Annotated in this window: 15 protein-coding genes; 12 read left to right on the forward strand and 3 right to left on the reverse strand. The window is 68.8% G+C overall.

Annotated elements, in window-relative coordinates:
- Together LSF15_RS19095 and LSF15_RS16225 are read right to left on the reverse strand one after the other, a co-directional pair.
- Positions 1-1,122 (reverse strand): cell wall-binding repeat-containing protein (locus LSF15_RS19095; RefSeq protein WP_232499605.1); only part of this gene is annotated, 1,122 nt, incomplete at its 3' end.
- A 215-nt stretch (positions 1,123-1,337) separates the two neighbouring features.
- Positions 1,338-1,556: a hypothetical protein gene (locus LSF15_RS16225; RefSeq protein WP_232499606.1), complete on the reverse strand. Its 219-nt coding sequence runs from the start codon at positions 1,554-1,556 to the stop codon at positions 1,338-1,340.
- A 269-nt stretch (positions 1,557-1,825) separates the two neighbouring features.
- On the opposite strand from LSF15_RS16225, the gene LSF15_RS16230 reads away from it, so the two are divergent.
- From LSF15_RS16230 to LSF15_RS16240, 3 genes are all read left to right on the forward strand, one after another.
- Positions 1,826-2,470 (forward strand): NAD(P)-dependent oxidoreductase, encoded by a 645-nt coding sequence (locus LSF15_RS16230; RefSeq protein WP_232499607.1) that lies wholly within the window; start codon positions 1,826-1,828, stop codon positions 2,468-2,470.
- Between the two features lie 38 nt (positions 2,471-2,508).
- On the forward strand, positions 2,509-2,904 hold the full coding sequence (locus LSF15_RS16235) for a MarR family winged helix-turn-helix transcriptional regulator (RefSeq protein ID WP_232499608.1): 396 nt from the start codon (positions 2,509-2,511) through the stop codon (positions 2,902-2,904).
- A 233-nt stretch (positions 2,905-3,137) separates the two neighbouring features.
- The gene (locus LSF15_RS16240; protein WP_232499609.1) at positions 3,138-6,830 is read left to right on the forward strand and encodes a PQQ-dependent sugar dehydrogenase; all 3,693 of its coding nucleotides are present in this window, start codon (positions 3,138-3,140) and stop codon (positions 6,828-6,830) included.
- Positions 6,831-6,888: 58 nt separating this feature from the next.
- On the opposite strand, the gene LSF15_RS16245 is transcribed toward LSF15_RS16240, so the two are convergent.
- Complete coding sequence (locus tag LSF15_RS16245; RefSeq protein WP_232499610.1) at positions 6,889-7,908, reverse strand: LacI family DNA-binding transcriptional regulator; 1,020 nt, start codon at positions 7,906-7,908, stop codon at positions 6,889-6,891.
- Positions 7,909-8,053: 145 nt separating this feature from the next.
- On the opposite strand from LSF15_RS16245, the gene LSF15_RS16250 reads away from it, so the two are divergent.
- Genes LSF15_RS16250 through LSF15_RS16290 form a run of 9 tightly spaced genes read left to right on the forward strand, consistent with a single transcriptional unit; the run spans position 8,054 to position 17,405 of the window.
- Positions 8,054-9,289: an amino acid ABC transporter substrate-binding protein gene (locus LSF15_RS16250; protein ID WP_232499611.1), complete on the forward strand. Its 1,236-nt coding sequence runs from the start codon at positions 8,054-8,056 to the stop codon at positions 9,287-9,289.
- Between the two features lie 10 nt (positions 9,290-9,299).
- Positions 9,300-10,184, forward strand: coding sequence for a branched-chain amino acid ABC transporter permease (locus tag LSF15_RS16255; protein ID WP_232499612.1), 885 nt, complete (start codon positions 9,300-9,302; stop codon positions 10,182-10,184).
- Positions 10,168-11,370: a branched-chain amino acid ABC transporter permease gene (locus tag LSF15_RS16260; protein ID WP_232499613.1), complete on the forward strand. Its 1,203-nt coding sequence runs from the start codon at positions 10,168-10,170 to the stop codon at positions 11,368-11,370. Before LSF15_RS16255 ends, LSF15_RS16260 begins: the two co-directional genes overlap by 17 nt.
- On the forward strand, positions 11,367-12,125 hold the full coding sequence (locus LSF15_RS16265; RefSeq protein ID WP_232499614.1) for an ABC transporter ATP-binding protein: 759 nt from the start codon (positions 11,367-11,369) through the stop codon (positions 12,123-12,125). The genes LSF15_RS16260 and LSF15_RS16265 overlap by 4 nt, the downstream gene beginning before the upstream one ends.
- Positions 12,115-12,903, forward strand: coding sequence for an ABC transporter ATP-binding protein (locus LSF15_RS16270; RefSeq protein WP_232499615.1), 789 nt, complete (start codon positions 12,115-12,117; stop codon positions 12,901-12,903). The genes LSF15_RS16265 and LSF15_RS16270 overlap by 11 nt, the downstream gene beginning before the upstream one ends.
- Positions 12,904-12,908: 5 nt before the next feature.
- A complete protein-coding gene (locus tag LSF15_RS16275; RefSeq protein ID WP_232499616.1) occupies positions 12,909-14,132 on the forward strand; it encodes a Gfo/Idh/MocA family protein in 1,224 nt (407 codons plus the stop codon).
- Positions 14,133-14,152: 20 nt separating this feature from the next.
- On the forward strand, positions 14,153-15,358 hold the full coding sequence (locus tag LSF15_RS16280) for a dihydrodipicolinate synthase family protein (RefSeq protein ID WP_232499617.1): 1,206 nt from the start codon (positions 14,153-14,155) through the stop codon (positions 15,356-15,358).
- Entirely contained in the window at positions 15,355-16,236 is an 882-nt protein-coding gene (locus tag LSF15_RS16285) for a sugar phosphate isomerase/epimerase family protein (protein WP_232499618.1), read from the forward strand. The genes LSF15_RS16280 and LSF15_RS16285 overlap by 4 nt, the downstream gene beginning before the upstream one ends.
- Positions 16,233-17,405: a glycerate kinase gene (locus LSF15_RS16290; protein ID WP_232499619.1), complete on the forward strand. Its 1,173-nt coding sequence runs from the start codon at positions 16,233-16,235 to the stop codon at positions 17,403-17,405. The genes LSF15_RS16285 and LSF15_RS16290 overlap by 4 nt, the downstream gene beginning before the upstream one ends.
- Positions 17,406-17,752 lie beyond the last annotated feature (347 nt).

A 17,752-nucleotide genomic window follows, 5' to 3' on the forward strand; every position in this document is an offset into this window, starting at 1 on the left:
GGTTCCGCCGAGCACGACGATCTGCTTGCCATCGAGACGTTCGAGTTCGGCCTTCACGGCCGTCGGGATCGTGGTGCCCGGCACGAGCAGCACCGGCGCATCGGCAGAACCCGCCACCGCAGCGCCCGCGAGTGCGTCGGGGAAGTTCGCGCCGGAGGCGATGAAGACCTTCTCGACGCCGGGCGCGAACGAGGCCGCGCTGATCGCCGCAGCGGTCGAGTAACGATCGGCACCCGAACGACGCACCACGGGATCGGGCGTCGGGGTCGGTGTGGGGGTCGGGGTCGGTGTGGGGGTCGGGGTCGGTGTGGGGGTCGGCGTGGGGACGGGTGCCGCGTCGTCCTTGATCGCGGAGATGCCCGCCATGGTCGACGCGGAGTAGACGACCACGGTCTTGGCCGCCGCCGCCGTCGTGCCGCCGTAGTACGTCTCCGCCGCGAAGACGGGCTTGCCCGTGGAGGACGATGAGACCAGTCCGAAGGCGACCGTGAAGCTGCCGGCGTCGCTCTCGAGTACGTAGGCGCCCTCGTCGTCGACCGTCGCCCACTGGGCGTCGACGGCGTTCGGCGTGCTTCCGACGGGGTAGACGGCGACGGTGCGCCCGCTGAGCGGGAGAAGTGCGCCATCGAGGGTCTTGCGTTGATAGCTGCCGTTGACCTGCCCGCGCGCCACGAGCCGGTAGTCGATGTACGAGTGCGTCTCGTTGCCGACGATCGTGATCGGTGTTGCGTCAGCCCAAGAGCTCCCGCTCCCGTACCAGCCGGTCGAGTAGCCGAATGGCGCCTCCGCGGGCCGATACTTGCTCGAGAACTTCATGAGGTAGCTCCCGGGGGCGATCCCGCTGATCCAGTAGTCGCCGTTGATGTCGACGTCGTCGGAGGCGATCGGCGTTCCGTCGAGCGTTGTCAGTGTGGCGGTGCTCTCGAAGTTGACGCGGCCGACCTGGCTCACCAACCCGGTAATGACGCCGGATGTCGCGCTGGCGGGCAAGGACTCGTGGAGCGCTGCCCCTGCGCCGATCGAGACCGGGCCTGCGATCGCGGCGGGCACCGCAGTCAGCCCGCCGAAGGCCATGATGAGAGCGGCCGCAGCCGCGATCCGGATCAGGTGGCTTCGGGTCACGCGCATCCATTCTCACGAGATGCGGGAAGGGCGCATCTGTCGACGGCGCATCACCGCGCCGAGGTGACTTTACACGGGCGGAGCGGCGCACGCCGACTCGCTTGCGCCCCGGATTGTCATCGCGCTGAGACACAAGCGATATTCGTGGTCGAGTCGGCGGCCCGGAACCAACGGTTCCGAGCCGCCGATGACAGCGCTGACCCCGTCAGGGCATGTCAGTCGCCGCAGATCCCCCTGGCGGTCTCGTTCTTGCCCTGGCCGCCGATTGCCTTGACGACGTCTCCGACATTGGTGAATCCGAGGGCGCCTTCGGTGTTGATGGTCTTGTGCACCTGGCCGAAGCAGGCAGCGTCGGCGGGCGCAGCGTGGGCGGTGCCGGCGACGCCGAGCGTGGCGAGAGCGGCGATGAATCCGGTGGCGAGAATGCGCTTCATTGAACTTCCCCTTCAATCGGTGGGTGCGTATTCACCCGGTACCTATACTTCGTCCCCAAGCCCGGGTTCGGATGCACTTCCCGCAGCTGCGATCTGCGAAGCCGCCCATTCGACTTCCGAAACGGCAACAGGAATCGGCCCGGCGCAGAACCTCATGGGACGTTCGTGCGGCGGAGGCAGTGCGTCGGGGGCTCCAGAGCGAGCCACGGTCGCATATAGGCCGGCGGAAGTTGGGCGGCCGATCTTCTTTTAGCAACTAAACTATAATCATGACGACCATCGCACTTCTCGGCGCAACCGGCAAGACCGGCCGGCGCGTTCTCGATCGCGCCCTCGCGACCGGCCACCACGTTCGTGCCCTCGTCCGCGATCCCGGAAAGTTGTCGGAGGCAGCGCGCGCCCATCCCTTGCTGACCACGATCCAAGGTGACGTCCTCGACGCGGATGCAGTTGATCGCACCGTCGCCGGCTCAGGTGCGGTTCTCGCGCTGTTCGGACAGGTCAAGGGCTCACCCAAGCGCTTGCAGACCGAGGGCACTCGCAACATCGTCGCGGCGATGTCGCGGCACGGTGTACGGCGCATCGTCACGCTCTCGGGCGGTGGGCTCCGAGCCGAGGGGAAGGATCGCCCGAAGTCTGCTGACAAGGTCATCCGGTTCCTGCTCAAGGCCCTCTCGGGGCATGTGCTCGCGGACGCGGAGCAGCACCTCGAGGTCCTCCAGGCGAGCGGTCTCGACTGGACGGTTGTGCGGGGTCCCCGTCTCATGGAGACGCCCGGGGTCGGCACGTACCGTGTCGGGTGGGTCGGCGTGGACTCGAGTACGCAGATCAGCCGCGATGACCTCGCTGACTTCATCCTGACCCAGGTCGACGACCGTACGTTCATCCACCAGATGCCGTTCGTGAGCAACTGATGGCCGATGGCCCCGATCGGGCGGAGTGCGTCGCCTCAGTGCTCGAGTCCGTGACATTGCTCGGGCAGACGATCGCCGCCGGCCCGCGTGTCCCATTCCGCGGACGGGATCTGACCCGCACGCAGATGCAGGCGCTGTTCACGCTCGCGCATGACCGCCAGCGGGTCACTCCCGGGCGGCTCGCGACCGTGCTGGGCGTCACGGCAGGGGCCGTGACCCAGCTCATCGACGGGTTGCGGGGCCAAGGATTGGTCGACACCGAGCCCAATCCCGATGACGCCCGTTCCCGGGTCATCCGACTCACCGCTGACGCCGCCGGCGAGGTCGAGCAATTCGAACGCGCAGCCGTGGAGCGCCTGCTGCCGCGATTCGCCTCGGTCAGCGATGATGAGCTCATCGCCCTTGCACGAACTCTCTCCCGGATCACCGAGTAGCCAGCACCCAAGCCGCCGTGTTCGTGACAGGCACCGCTGGCCGCCTCCCGTTGGGCTCGAAGCGCGCGTGGGGCATCTGCATCAAGCTCACTTCACAAGGGCAGGTTGTTCGTCATACACCGCACCCGGTCGTCGTGCGGCGATATTCGCCATTGCGATTGCGCAGCCTCACCCAATATGGTGGCGAAAGCGCTTCCGAAAGCGCTTTCGCTACGACGAGGTAGGGGATCTGCATGCTCGGCAAGTCTGTTCGCTCCATGCTCATCGGCGCCATCGCCGGCGTCACCGTCATCGCGGGAGCCGGCATCGCGCCGGCAACCGCTCAACCGCCGGACTCGGTGACGGCGGGATTCCAGCCGCTCGCGCTGTTCGACGACTACATCAGCGGGAGCCTGCGCGAGCAGGGGCCCTGGCACGTCAACACCCCGGGCGCCGCGGACGGCGCGTTCGCGAGCTCGGAGGTTCCAGCCTCGCTGTCGGGCAAGGCGCTCGCGCTGCTGCACGGAGGCACGAACCCGAATGTGCAGTACCGGGGCAACGCATACGCGTCCCTCGGCGACCTCGCGATCGAGGCATCCGCTCGGGGCACTCTCTTCTTCGAGGTGCTGGCCGACGATCCGAGCAGGACTCGGCTGAACGTCGGTCTCAGCGCCGACGATTCGCCCGGTCTCGGCGCCGACACGACCGGCGACGCGCTCGACCTGAACGACTTCGGACCGCAGTTCACGATCGACGAACGCGGCCTCGTCGCCCGCGACGGCGCCGCGGAGGTGGTGCTCGATGCCGAACTGCCGGCAGACGGGATTCTCCGGGTGTGGCTCGACGTCGACAACGAGAACGACGCGTACACAGTGCACACGGCCGCTCCGGGCGAGGCGCCGCAGCCGGCGACGGGCGCACAGGGCGAGGCGACGTTCGCGTTCCGCACCGCGACGGCCGACCCGCTCGTCACGCTCCTCGTGCTCAACGACCCCGACGACCTGCCGACGGCACCGACCTGGCTCGACTCGATCTTCGTCTCGCCGTCGGCTGGATCCACCGCCGACCCGGCGCCCGCTTTCAGTTCGGTGGTCGACTTCCAGAACCTCACGGCGGGAGCGATCAACGGGCAGGACGGCTGGACGGCGACGGCCGGTGCGACCATCGCCGCCGACCCCGCGGATGCCGCGAACTCGGCCCTGCAGCTCGTCGGCGCGAACACGAAGGTGCACCGCGCCCTCGACGCGATCGAGGCTTCAGCGACCGGAACGCTCTTCTTCCGATTCCAGCGGTCCGGCCTCGTCGACACGTCGATCGCGCTGACCGACGTCGACGCGCCAGCGGCCTTCGGCGACTCCCGCGTGCAGGCCAACAACCAGCGCTCGAGCGTGCTCAACGTGCGCCCGCCTGCCGGGTTCACACCGGTCGGCACCTGGGCCGAGAACACGTGGCAGTGCGTATGGATGGTGGCCGACAACACCACCGACACCTTCACCATCCACAGCCGCGGCGGCGAGTACGTGACGACCACGCAGCTACCAGTCGACCAGGCGGGCACCTACGGCTTCCGGTCGCAGGTCGCCGGTGCACTCGACCGATTCTTCGTGATCCAGGGCGCGACGAGCCCTGGCACGCAGTGGATCGACGACATCGCGATCGACCCGGCGAGCAAGAACCTTCGCGTGCCGAGCGGGGACGCCTCCGACTGCGAGGCATCCGACGTCGCCGAGGCCCCGCTGAGCACCCCAGTCCCGCGTACGCCGCTCCCCTCCGACGTCACGTTCCATCTCAGCGACGTGACCACCATCCCGGGCAGTGCTGCGGGATCGCCGCGAATCAACTTCCTCGCCGAAGTCCCGGGACGCGATGACGTCTACGCCGTGCCCGATCTCAACGGACGACTGTGGCTCGTCGACGACGGCGCACCGACGGCGTACCTTGATGCGACGACGCGATTCCCCGACTTCGTCAGATCGCCGTCGCTGGGAACGGGACTCGGGTTCGTCGCGCACCACCCGGAGTTCGCACGGAACGGACGCTTCTACACCGTGCATACCGAGGCGGGCGCGGCGTTGACAGCCAAGACGCCGACCCTGCCCGCGCCGAGCGACACCAGGGTGCACGGCGTGATCACCGAGTGGACGGCGACCGACCCATCGGCGTCGACGTTCGAAGGCACGAGCCGCGAGGTGCTGCGCATCGGATTCAGCCGGTTCCTGCACGGCATCCAGCAGATCGGATTCAACCCGACGGCGGCGCCGGATGCCGCGGACTACGGCAAGCTCTACATCGCCGTAGGTGACGGCAACGAGAACCCCAACTTCGCGCCCGACCCGCAGAACCCGGGCAAGCCGCAGGGCAAGCTCCTGCGCATCGACCCGGCCGGCACGAACGGTCCCGGCGCGGCCTACGGCATTCCCGCCGACAACCCGTTCGTCGGTCAGGCGGGCGCGCTCGGCGAGGTCTGGGCGCTCGGGTTCCGCAATCCGCATCGCTTCAGCTGGGATGCCGCGGACGGACGCATGTTCGTCGGCCAGATCGGCGAGAAGACGATCGACTCGATCTATCAGATCGAGAAGGGCGATAACGCGGGCTGGAACGAGCGCGAAGGATCCTTCGTCTTCAAGAAGTCGGACTCGGGCAACGTCTATCCCCTCCCGGCCGACGATGATGCGAACGGCTACGACTACCCCGTGCTCGATCTCGGGCGCAACACCGGGGTCTCGCTCGTGACGGGATTCGCCTACCGCGGCGAGGCGCACCCGGAGTTCGACGGCGGCTACGTCTTCGGAGACATCGTCGACGGCGACATCCGCTACACCTCTGCATCGGCGTTGCGCCGCGGCCAGGCGCAGCCGATGTTCTACGGCGTCAAGCTCGTCGGGCCCGACGGCGCCCCGACGACGATGCCGCAGCTCGCCGGGAGCTCTCGGGTCGACCTGCGCTTCGGAACGGATGCCGAGGGCGAGATCTACCTGCTGTCGAAGGCGAACGGAAAGATCTGGAAGGTCACGGATGTCACGGGCGTGCCCGAGCGCACCGAGTGCGAGCCGTCCGGGGTGGTGCTCGACGACATCGACGCCGGGGTGAACTGGTCGCCGCTGACGCCGTCGAACTGGGAATTCCCGGGCGACGAGATCGTGCTGAAGACCCCGGGAACGGCGCCGACGGGACCGCGTCGGCCGTTCGAGTACGCGACGCTGACGGCCGGGCCCGAGCTGGGCTCGCTGCGCTACGAAGCGGAGGTGCGGCTCGACGAGAGCACGTCGGCGAGCAATCGCGACGTCGTGCTGATCTGGAACTACCAGTCGCCGACGAAGTTCTACTACGCGCACCTGTCGCAGGACAACGCCATCTACCCGCACAACGGCATCTTCGTCGTGAATGACGCCGATCGCGTGCGCATCGACGATCAGTGGACCGGAAAGGTGGGGGCACCGAGAGCGGTCGACGACATGCTGTGGCACGACGTTCGCCTCGACTACTGCGCCGACACCGGCGAGATCGCGGTCTACGTCGACAACTCCGAGATCCCCCTGATGACCGCCACCGACACGGCGTTCAGCGGCGGCCGGGTCGGGTTCGGGTCGTTCGACAACTTCGGACGCGCCCGGGATGTCTCGATCACCGCGACGCCGCTCGTGCCGCCGACGCCGCCGCTGGACGTGTCAGCGACCGCGCAGGTGCGCTGCGTTTTCGGCCAGCCGTTCCTGACGGTGTGGATCGCGAACCGCGAGGCCGTTCCGGTCGCGGCGACGCTCACCTCGGAGTACGGGACGAGGAAGGTGACGAGCATCGCGCCGGGCAGGAGCGCCTTCCGCGTGTTCGTGCCGCGCGCGTCCGGCATCGCCGACGGTTCGGTCGGCGTGGAGGCGACGGCGACGATCGACGGGTTGCCGAGGAGCATCGCGTTCGACGCCGCCTACACCGGACGTGACTGTCGCTGACGCTCGATGCACCGGAGCCGCGCCCCGCTGACCTGCGGAGCGCGGCTCCGGCGCGCCGTCAGTCGGGAGGCGCCGCCGTGGATGCACGCACGATCAGCTCGTGGCCCATCGAGATGCGTCGCGGTTCGTCGGCTTCGGCGCGGAGGATCAGCGCCACCGCTTGGGCGCCCATCTCGGCCATGGGAATCCGGGCTGTGGTGAGGGCGGGAGCGACATCCGACACTACGGCGATGTCGTCGAAGCCGGCCACCGACACGTCTTCGGGCACCCGCATGCCGCGCTGCCGCAGTGCGCGCAGCACGCCGAGCGCCATGGCGTCGTTGAGTGCGACCATCGCGGTGACGGGGGATCCGCGGTCGAGCAGTGCGTTCGTGCCGTCGATACCGCCCTCGCGGGTGAACGAATGCGAGACGACCGTCACGTGCACGCCGGTCGAGTCGAAGACCGACCGCAGCCCGTCGAGACGGTCGCTCACCGTGTTCAATCCGAGCGGACCGGCGATCACGCCGATGCGACGGTGGCCGAGTCCCGTGAGGTGCGTCGCGACCGACACGCCGGCGGCGTGGTTGTCGGGGAGGACGGCGTCGACGTCGAGGTGGTGGCGACCGATGACCGCGACGCGGCCGCCGCGCGTTCGGTACTGCGCGAGTGCGTCGCCGAGCGGCGCTTCGAGCGCCGGATCGGTGTAGCCCGAACCGGCGATGATGATCGACCCGACGCGCTGCATCATGAGCGCGTTCACCTGGGTGAGCTCACTCCGCGGGTCGCGATCGGCGTGCGTGATCTGCACCGATTGCCCCGCGAGACTCGCGCGATGCAGGACGCCGCTGGCGATCTCGGCGAAGTAGGGGTCGCCGATCTCGTGCACGACGAGGCCGATACTCGAGACGAGCCCGCCTGCGAGTCCGCGTGCGTGCAGATTCGGCACGTAGCCGAGCCGCTCGGCGATGGCGCGCACATGCTCGGCCAGTTCGTCGGAGACGCCGGTGCCGCCCGTCATCGCGCGCGATGCGGTCGCCAGGGAGACCCCCGCGGCCGCCGCGACATCGACGAGTCGTGTCGCATCGGGCTGCTTCATCGTGCTCCCTCCTCCGGACCACCGGCGTCGCCGCCATTTCCTCGGCGTCCGATCTCGGTCTGACTGTTGCCATCATCCGGCTCTTCTCACTATAGTGACGAAAGCGCTTACGAAAGCGCTTCCGTACAACGAGGTAGGAGGCAGCATGGACGCATTACACAGCACGCGTCGCCGGGTGACCGCGGCGTTCGCTCTCGCCGCGAGCGCCGGTCTGGTACTGAGCGCGTGTTCCGGCGGTCCCGGCGACGGCGCGAGCGCAGACGACGATCCGATCGTGATCGGCGTGTCGCTGCCGCTCACCGGTGACTTCTCGGAGCCCGGCAAGGGCGTCGAGCGAGGCTACGAAGCATGGGCACAGATCGTCAACGAGCAGGGCGGCCTGCTCGGTCGCCAGGTCGAGCTGAAGATCCTCGACGACCAGTCGAATGCCGACCGAGTCGTCTCCGACTACGAGTCGCTCATCGCGCAAGACGGCGTCGACCTCGTCTTCGGCCCCTTCTCCACGCGGCTCGTCGTGCCGTCGGCTCGAGTGGCCCAGGAGTACGGCATGCTCTTCGTCGAGCCCGCCGGCGCGGCGGCCGAGGTGTTCGAGCAGGGCTTCGAGAACCTCTTCTACGCCGCGCCCGCCGTGGCGAACGACCACTACAACTACCTCGCCGACTACCTGCTCTCGCTTCCCGAAGGCGAGCGGCCCAAGACCGCCGCCGTGGCTTCGATGGACGACCCGTTCGCCCAAGGCACCGCCTACGGCCTGCGCGACAAACTCGAAGAGGGCGGCGTCGAGATCCTCGTCGACGAGGTATACCCGCCGAACACCACCGACTTCTCGGTCATCGCCGCGAAGATCGCCGAGTCCAAGGCCGACGTCGTCATCGGAGGCAGCCAGTACCAGGACGGCGTGAACCTCATCATCGCGCTGCAGCAGCTCGACTACCAGCCCAAGGTCGCGGCGTTCTCGACAGCCCCGACGAACCCCGAGTTCGCGTCGGCGATCGGCAATCAGACCGAGGGCATCCTCTCGCCGACGGGATGGTCCGAGACCGCGTCGTACCCGAGCAACGTCGAGTTCGTCGAGCAGTACACCGAGATCTTCGGCAACCCGCCCGCCGAAGACGAGGCGAACGCCTACACGACCGGCCAGGTCGTCGCCGCCGCGGTCGAGGCCGTCGGCTGCGCCGAGCAGGGCGAGTGCCAGCAGCAGCTCATCGACTGGCTGCACGAGAACACGGTCGAGACCGTCGTCGGCCCGCTCAGCTGGGACGAAGCCGGTCGACCCTCGGGTGCGCACCTGATCCAGCAGTGGGTCGATGGCGAGATCAAGATCGTGCTGCCGGATGACGCGAAGGAAGCCGACTTCCTCATCCCGAAGCCGGCGTGGTGACGTAGCCATCGTGTCCGGATCTCTGCTGCTCCAGAGCGTCATCCTCGGCGTGCTGCTGGGAGGGCTCTACGCCCTCCTGGCAGCGGGCCTGACGCTGTACTTCGGAATCATGCGCGTCGTGATGATCGCCCACTCCGCCTTCCTCATCCTCGCCGCCTACCTCGCCTGGTGGTTCAACCGTGAGACGGGCCTCGACCCGATGCTCTCGCTCGTGGTCACCGTGCCGGTGTTCTTCCTGGCCGGGTTCCTGATGCAGCGGCTGCTGGTCTCCCGGCTCAAGCCGCTCACGCTCACCATGATGTCGGTGCTGCTGACCTTCGCGATCGCGCTCATCATCGAGGGTGCGCTCGGGTTCATCTTCACCGGCACGCAGCGGCGCATCCAGTTGCCGTACGCGGGCGACAGCCTCAACGTGTTCGGGGCGCAGGTGCCGGTAGTCAAGCTGGTCGCGTTCGTGCTCGCCGCGTTCGCACTGCTCAGCCTCTACCTGCTGCTGAAGTACACGCGATTCGGCCGGGCGCTGCGCGCGACCATCCAGCACCCCGAGGCGGCACGGCTCGTCGGCATCGACACCGACCGCACCGCCGGCTACGGGTTCGGGCTGGGGCTCGCGACCGCGGCGATCGGCGGCACGGCGCTCTCGCTCGACGCGACGATCTACCCGTCGCTGCACTGGCACTGGATCGGCCCGCTCATGGCGATCATCGTGGTCGGCGGTCTCGGCAGCATCCCCGGTGCGGCGATCGCGGCGATGCTGCTCGGCATCTCGCAGAGCCTGCTGCAGCTGCCGCTCGGCGCGACGTGGGCGCAGACCGTGTTCTACGTCGCGCTCTTCGCCACGCTGATGTTCCGTCCACAGGGGTTCTTCGGAGGTCGCCTTGCGCAACGTTTCTGAGCGGACCGCGTCCGCCGCCCTCGGACCGGCGGTCACCGAAACCGTCGTCGTCGTGCCCGACACGCCCCGGCGATCCCGGTGGCCGAGGCTCGTCAGCCTGGCGCTGGTCGTCATCGGCGCCGCACTCGTGCTGTCCTTCCCGTTCGTCGCGCCGAACCCGTACATCCTGTCGGCCGGCGTCGTGATCCTGAACTACGCCGTACTCTCGACCGGCTGGAACTTCATGGGCGGGTTCACGGGGTACATCTCACTCGGACACGCCGCGTACTTCGGGCTCGGTGCATACGGCACGGGGCTCATCGTGAAGTACCTCCAGCTTCCCGGCTTCGTGGCCTGGGTGCTCGCGGCACTGCTCGTAGTGGCCGTTTCGATCCCGGTCGGCATTGCCGCCCTGCGGGTGCGCGGTGCGTCGTTCGTGATCGTCTCGATCGCGTTCGTACTCATCCTGCTGCTCGTGTTCCAGAGCTGGCGCGAGTTCACCGGCGGGTCCGAGGGGCTGATCGTGCCGCGCCCGTTCCCCGACCTGATGCGGCCCGAGCACCACCGCGTGTTCTTCTACCTCTTCGCCGCGCTGCTCGCCGCAGCGCTCGTCGCCTGGTGGATCATCGACCGGTCGAAGTTCGGCACCGCGCTCAAGTCCATTCGCGAAGACGAGGACAAGGCGCGCTCGCTCGGGGTGCCGACCACGCGCTTCAAGCTCATCGCGTACGTGCTCTCGGCGCTCGTCACGGCGCTCGGCGGCGGACTGTACGCGCTCTGGTTCGGCGATCTCGACCCGATCTTCCAGTTCTCGATCCTCGTCGGCTCGTACATGGTGCTGATGGCGCTGCTCGGCGGCGTGAGGCACCTGTTCGGCCCGCTGCTCGGGGCCCTGGTCGTCGGCATCGCGCTCGAGTACTTCAAGCTCGAGTTCGGCGACACGCAGTTCCACCTCGTGGCCGCCGGTCTGCTGCTCGGCGTCGTCGTGCTCTTCATGCCCGACGGGGTGATACCCGCCGTCCGCGCACTCATCGACCGGTTCCGCCCGCAGCAGACGTCGATCCGCGACGTCACCGCGGCCGAGCTGCTCGAGCAGAACCGGGCGGCCGCGACATCCGAACCGCGCGCCGGCGCGTCATCCGATCACCGCGCCGGCGCGGCACCCGACCCGCATGCCGACGCCGACAACAGGGAGGTGGTCCGATGAGCGCCCAGGCACCCGTCGCCGTTGCATCGAGCCTCGAGACCGTCGAGCTCACCAAGTCGTTCGGCGGCGTCACCGCGGTCGACCATGCCTCGGTGCGGTTCGTCGACGGCAAGGTCAACGGGCTGATCGGCCCGAACGGCTCGGGCAAGACGACGTTCTTCAACTGCGTCACCGGCATGATCAAGCCCGACGCGGGCTCGGTCGCGTATCGCGGCAACGACATCACTCGACACGCATCCGACCGGGTCGCGCGTGCGGGCATCGGGCGCAGCTTCCAGCTCTGCCGGGTGTTCCCCCGGATGACGGTGATGGAGAACCTGCTCGTCGCGGTGCGCCATCCGAGCCTTCGCACGCTGCTGCGCTCGGCCGACGACGAGCACGAGCGTGAGCGTGCCCGGCACTGGCTGCGCCGCGTCGGCATCGACCACCTCGAGCAGGCCGAGGCGCGCAACTTGAGCTACGGCCAGCAGAAGCTCCTCGAGCTCGCCGGCGTGCTCATGGGCGATCCCGACACGATCATGCTCGACGAGCCGGCGGGCGGCGTGAACCCGGCGCTCATCGGCCGTATCGCCACGCTCGTGCGCGAGCTCAACGACGAGGGCAAGACGTTCATCATCGTCGAGCACAACATGGAGATGGTGATGAGCCTCTGCGACCACGTGGTGGTGTTCGACCGCGGACGCCCGATCGCCGAGGGCGCGCCATCCGACATCCAGAAGGACCCGCGAGTGCTGGAGGCGTACCTTGGCGTCTGAATCGAAATACCTGCTCGAGCTGAACGACATCGAAGCGGGCTACGGAAGAGCGGCACTCGTGCTGCGCGGCCTCACCGTGCAGGTGCCGCCCGCGACGGTCGTCTGCCTCGTCGGCCCGAACGGCGCCGGAAAGTCGACGGTGCTCAAGGTCGCGAGCGGCATGCTCGCCCCGCGATCGGGCTCGATCGTCGTCGACGGCGTCGACGTGACGGGAACGAACTCGCAGCACATGCTCAAGCACGGCCTCGCGCACGTGCTGCAGGGCCACAGCGTCTTCCGCGAGATGACGGTCGCCGAGAATGTGCTGCTCGGCGCGTTCACCATCAAGGATCAGAAGGCCATCGACGAGCGAGTCGCATTCGTGCAGAACCTGTTCCCGATCGTCGGCGAGCGGTGGAAGCAGCTCGCCGGCCTGCTCTCGGGCGGTCAGCAGAAGCAGGTCGAGTTCGCGCGCTCGCTCATGGTGAGCCCCAAGGTCGTGCTCCTCGACGAACCGTCGATGGGACTCGACCCGAAGACCACGGCGAAGGTGTTCGAGCAGGTCGCGCGCATGCGCGATGCGGGCACGGCGGTGCTGCTCGTCGAGCAGAACGCGCGACGCGCACTCGAAACAGCCGACATCGGCTGCGTGCTCGACCTCGGTCGCGTGCACATCTCGGGTCCCGCACCCGAACTGCTCGCGGATCCCGCACTCGGCGACCTCTACCTCGGCGGCCGACCCGCCGACTCAGCCCACGTCGGCGGCTCCACCGCCGAACCCGCAACGAAAGGACGGTGACCGGCATGACGAGCCGCACCATCGGAATCATCATGAACGGCGTCTCCGGGCGCATGGGGTATCGACAGCACCTGGTGCGCTCGATCCTCGCGATCCGCGACCAGGGCGGCGTCGAGCTGCCCGATGGCAGCCGCGTCACTGTGCGTCCGCTGCTCGTGGGGCGCAACGAGCAGAAGCTCGCCGAGCTTGCCGCGAAGCACGGCATCGAGGACTTCACGACCGACCTCGATGCCGCACTCGCGGACCCGCAGTGGGAGATCTACGCCGACTTCCTGGTGACGAAGGCGCGCGCGTCGGCGCTGCGGAAGGCGATCGCCGCCGGAAAGACGATCTACACCGAGAAGCCCACCGCCGAGACGGCGGAAGAGGCGTTCGAACTCGCCCGGCTCGCGGCATCCGCCGGTGTTCGCACCGGGGTGGTACACGACAAGCTGTACCTGCCCGGGCTGCAGAAGCTGCGCCGGCTCATCGACTCCGGCTTCTTCGGCCGCATCCTCAGCGTTCGCGGCGAGTTCGGCTACTGGGTGTTCGAGGGCGATTGGCAGCCGGCGCAGCGTCCGAGTTGGAACTACCGCACGGAAGACGGCGGTGGCATCATCGTCGATATGTTCCCGCACTGGAACTATGTGATCGAGAACCTGTTCGGTCCAGTGCGATCGGTGTACGCGCAGGCGTCGGTGCACATCCCGCGGCGGTGGGACGAGCAGGGGGCACCCTACGAAGCGACAGCCGAAGATGCCGCATACGGCATCTTCGAACTCGACGGTGGCATCGTCGCGCAGATCAACTCGAGCTGGACCGTGCGGGTCGATCGCAACGAACTCGTCGAGTTCCAAGTCGACGGCACCCACGGGTCCGCGGTCGTCGGGCTCTTCGGGTGCCGGATCCAACCGCGCAACGCGACGCCGAAGCCGGTGTGGAACCCCGACCTCGCGGACGACCACGACTACGACGCCGACTGGGTCGACGTGCCGACCAACGAGGTATTCCAGAACGGGTTCAAGCAGCAGTGGGAGGAATTCCTCGTATCGCACGTGCTCGACACGCCCTACGAGTTCGACCTCGCCGCCGGCGCGCGCGGGGTGCAACTCGCCGAGGCCGGCCTGCGCTCGAGCCGCGAAGGCCGGAAGGTGGCGCTCGAGCCGGGGGGCGCGCTCGATTCGCTCGATTCGGTCGATTCGCGCGAGTCGCTCGACACGCTCGAGTCGCTCGACGTCGTCGAGTCGTGACGAAGCGAACGACGCAGCGGATGTCCCAGCTCACGCTCCTCGGCGACGAGGGCACGGTCGTGCGAACTGGACTGGCCGATGCGCCGGCGTTCGCGCGGCCGAGCACGCCGCTGCGCTCGCGCACGGCCTACGCCGCCGCTCACGTCGTGCCGAAGGCCTGGGCCGACAACACCCCAGGGCGCCCGGCCGAGATCGACTGGGACGCGACGCTCGCGTTCCGGCGCCACGTGTACTCGTGGGGGCTCGGCGTCGCCGACGCCATGGATACGGCCCAACGCAACATGGGTCTGGATGCCGCCTCGACGCGCGAGCTCATCGCCCGGAGCGCGGAGGTCGCGCGCGACGAGGGCGGGGCGCTCGTCGTCGGCGTGAACACCGACCACCTGGAGTCCGAAGCGGCGTCCCTCGACGAGATCGTCGACGCGTATCGTGCCCAGCTGCACTTCGCCGAAGAGCAGGGTGCCGGCCCCGTGCTGATGGCGAGTCGCCACCTCGCGCGGGCCGCGACGAGCGCCCATGACTATCGACGGGTCTACGGCGAGGTGCTCGCCTCGGCGTCGACGCCGGTCGTGCTGCACTGGCTCGGCACGGCGTTCGATCCCTCGCTCGACGGGTACTTCGGGTCGAACGACTGGCACGAGGCATCCACGGTGCTCATCGAGATCATCGAAGCGCACGCCGATGCCGTCGCGGGCGTCAAGATGAGTCTGCTCGACGCGCACGCCGAGGTTTCGGTCCGAGAGCGACTGCCTGAGGGGGTGCGCATGTTCACGGGCGACGACTTCAACTACGTGAGCCTCATCGAGGGAACGCAGGCCGGCGTCGACGCCCCCGCTGCCGCCGGCAACGGGAACGGGTATCGAACGTATTCGGATGCGCTACTCGGCGCATTCGCGGCTGTCACGCCCGTCGCGTCGGCGGCGATCCAGGCGCTGGACGACGGCGACGCGGGGCGCTATCGCGCGATCCTCAGCCCGACCGAAGCGCTCAGCCGGCAGGTCTTCGCCGCGCCGACGTTCTACTACAAGACCGGCGTCGCGTTCCTGTCCTGGCTGAACGGACACCAGCCCGCGTTCCAGATGGTCGGTGGCCTGCATTCGGCGCGTTCACTGCCTCACCTCTCGCAGGTCGTGGAGCTCGCGAACGCGTCGGGCGCCCTCGAACAGCCCGAACTCGCGGCCGAGCGCTGGCATCGCCTGCTGCGCCTGAATGGAGTGGACGCATGACCATGGCCGACCCTCGCCTATCGATGAATCAGGCGACCATCAAGCACGCCGGCCTCGCCGAGGCTTTGCGCATCACCGCCGGCGGCGGGTTGCAGGCGATCGGGCTCTGGCGCGAGCCCGTGCACGACGTGGGGCTCGCAACCGCGGCGAAGATGCTTGCCGACTCGGGGCTGCGCTTCTCGTCGCTGTGTCGCGGCGGGTTCGTCACAGCTCCAGAGGGCGCCGAGCGGCGCGCCGCGATCGACGAGAACCGTCGCGCGATCGAGGAGACGGCGACGCTCGCGGCGGCAGGTGCTCCCGGTTCCGCCGCGGTGCTCGTGCTCGTCGCCGGCGGCGTCCCAGAGGGGTCTCGCGATCTCGTCGCCGCACGTGACCGGGTCGCCGACGCGCTTGCGGAGCTCGCCCCGGTCGCGGCATCTGCAGGGGTCACCCTGGCGATCGAGCCGCTGCACCCGATGTACGCCGCCGATCGTGCCGTCGTCTCGACCCTCGGACAGGCGCTCGACCTCGCGGCGCCGTTCGTCCCCGCGGTCGTGGGCGTGGTGGTCGACACGTTCCACGTGTGGTGGGATCCCGATGTGCTCCCGCAGATCGCGCGCGCCGGCAGGGAAGGGCGCCTCGCGAGCTACCAGGTGTGTGACTGGAAGGCGCCGCTCGCGGCCGATGTGCTGCTGGCGCGGCACTACCCGGGCGACGGCGTGATCGACTTCGGCCCGATGACCCGAGCGGTGCTCGCCACCGGCTACCGCGGCGATGTCGAGGTGGAGATCTTCAACGCAGAGGTCTGGGCGACGTCGCGCGACGAAGTGGTGACGCGAACCGCGGCCGGGTTCGCCGAGGCCGTCTCGCCGCACCTGGCGGCAGCCGCGGTCGGGTGAGCCCCGCGAGAGGGTCGGCGGAGCCGATCCGCGTCGTCATCGCCCCCGACAGCTTCAAGGGGTCGATCGGCGCGGCATCGGCAGCCAGTGCGCTCGCCGAAGGCTGGCGTTCGGTGCGCCCCGACGACGAGATCCTGCTGAAGCCGATGGCCGACGGCGGCGAGGGCACGCTCGACGCGTTCGACGCATCGGTGGCGGGTGCGGAGCGGATACCGGTCACGGTGAGCGGACCCGACGACGTGATGTCGGATGCCTCGTGGCTCCTGTTGCCGCCCACCCCGGAGGCGCCAGCCGGCACCGGGGTGATCGACCTCGCATCGACGTCGGGGATCGAACTGCTCGGCGGCCACCTCCGCGCATGGGACGCGCACACCCTCGGCTTCGGGCAGGCGATGCGCGCGGCCCTCGGGTACGGCGTCTCGCGCCTCGTCCTCGGGATCGGATCGAGTGCGTCGACCGACGGCGGCATGGGCGCGCTGACCGCGCTCGGGGCGCGGTTCATGGATGCCGCGGGCGATCCGTGCGCGCCGGGCGCGCGAGGTCTGACCCGGCTGGCATCCGTCGAACTGAGCGATCTGGTGCCGCTGCCCGAGGCGGGGGTGATCGTGCTGTCGGATGTCCCCAACCCGCTCGTCGGGCCGACCGGCGCCGCTGCGGTGTTCGGCCCGCAGAAGGGGTTGGACCCGGGCTGTGCCGAAGTCGTGGACGCGGGCCTCGCACGGCTCGCGACGCTCCTCGGTGTCGACCCGGCATCACCCGGCGCCGGGGCCGCGGGCGGCACCGGTATGGCGCTGATCGCGTGGGGCGCGCAACTCCTGCCCGGAGCGGCGCAGGTCGCCGAGGTCATCGGCCTCTCGAACGCCGTCGCGTCCGCAACGGTGGTGATCACCGGCGAAGGCTCCTACGACGGCCAGTCCGCGGCAGGCAAGGTGCCCGCGTTCATCGTGCGGCTCGCCGCAGAGTCGGGTGCTGCGACGGTGCTCGTCGCCGGTCGGATCGCCCCCGATGCCGACCTCGCCCCGTTCGCGATCGCGGAGTCGTTGTCGCGCGTGGCGGGCTCACCGGCCGAGGCGCAGCGTCACGCCGAGCACTGGCTCGTCGAGGCCGGCCGCCGCACCGCGCTCGCCTTCGAACACCGGCCGACGAGTGCAATGCAGACGAGTGCATAGCTTCGGTCTCCTCGTGTGGCCATGCCCGCCGCTCGATAGGCCCGGTATCGGGCTGCCCACCGTGCCGCTGCCAGCGGGGAAGCGGCTGCGCACGCGAGGCGGCGCGGCCACCGCCGCCGCCTTCCTCCAAGCGACACGGGACGGTCGAACACCTGCTCCGCAGAAGCCCGCGAAACGCGGTCGCTGACGCATGAACGTTGAACAATCGTTGAACTCAACGAGCCCTGTTCGTCTATCTGGGACAAGAACCCCTGGTCAAACGATGATTTCCAGTAGCGAGGGCGGGACTCGAACCCGCGACACCACGATTCTCGACGCAGCCGAATCAGGGGTTTCTGCGGGGTCGC

It is taken from the genome of Agromyces humatus (assembly GCF_021228295.1).
Lineage (GTDB): Bacteria > Actinomycetota > Actinomycetes > Actinomycetales > Microbacteriaceae > Agromyces > Agromyces humatus.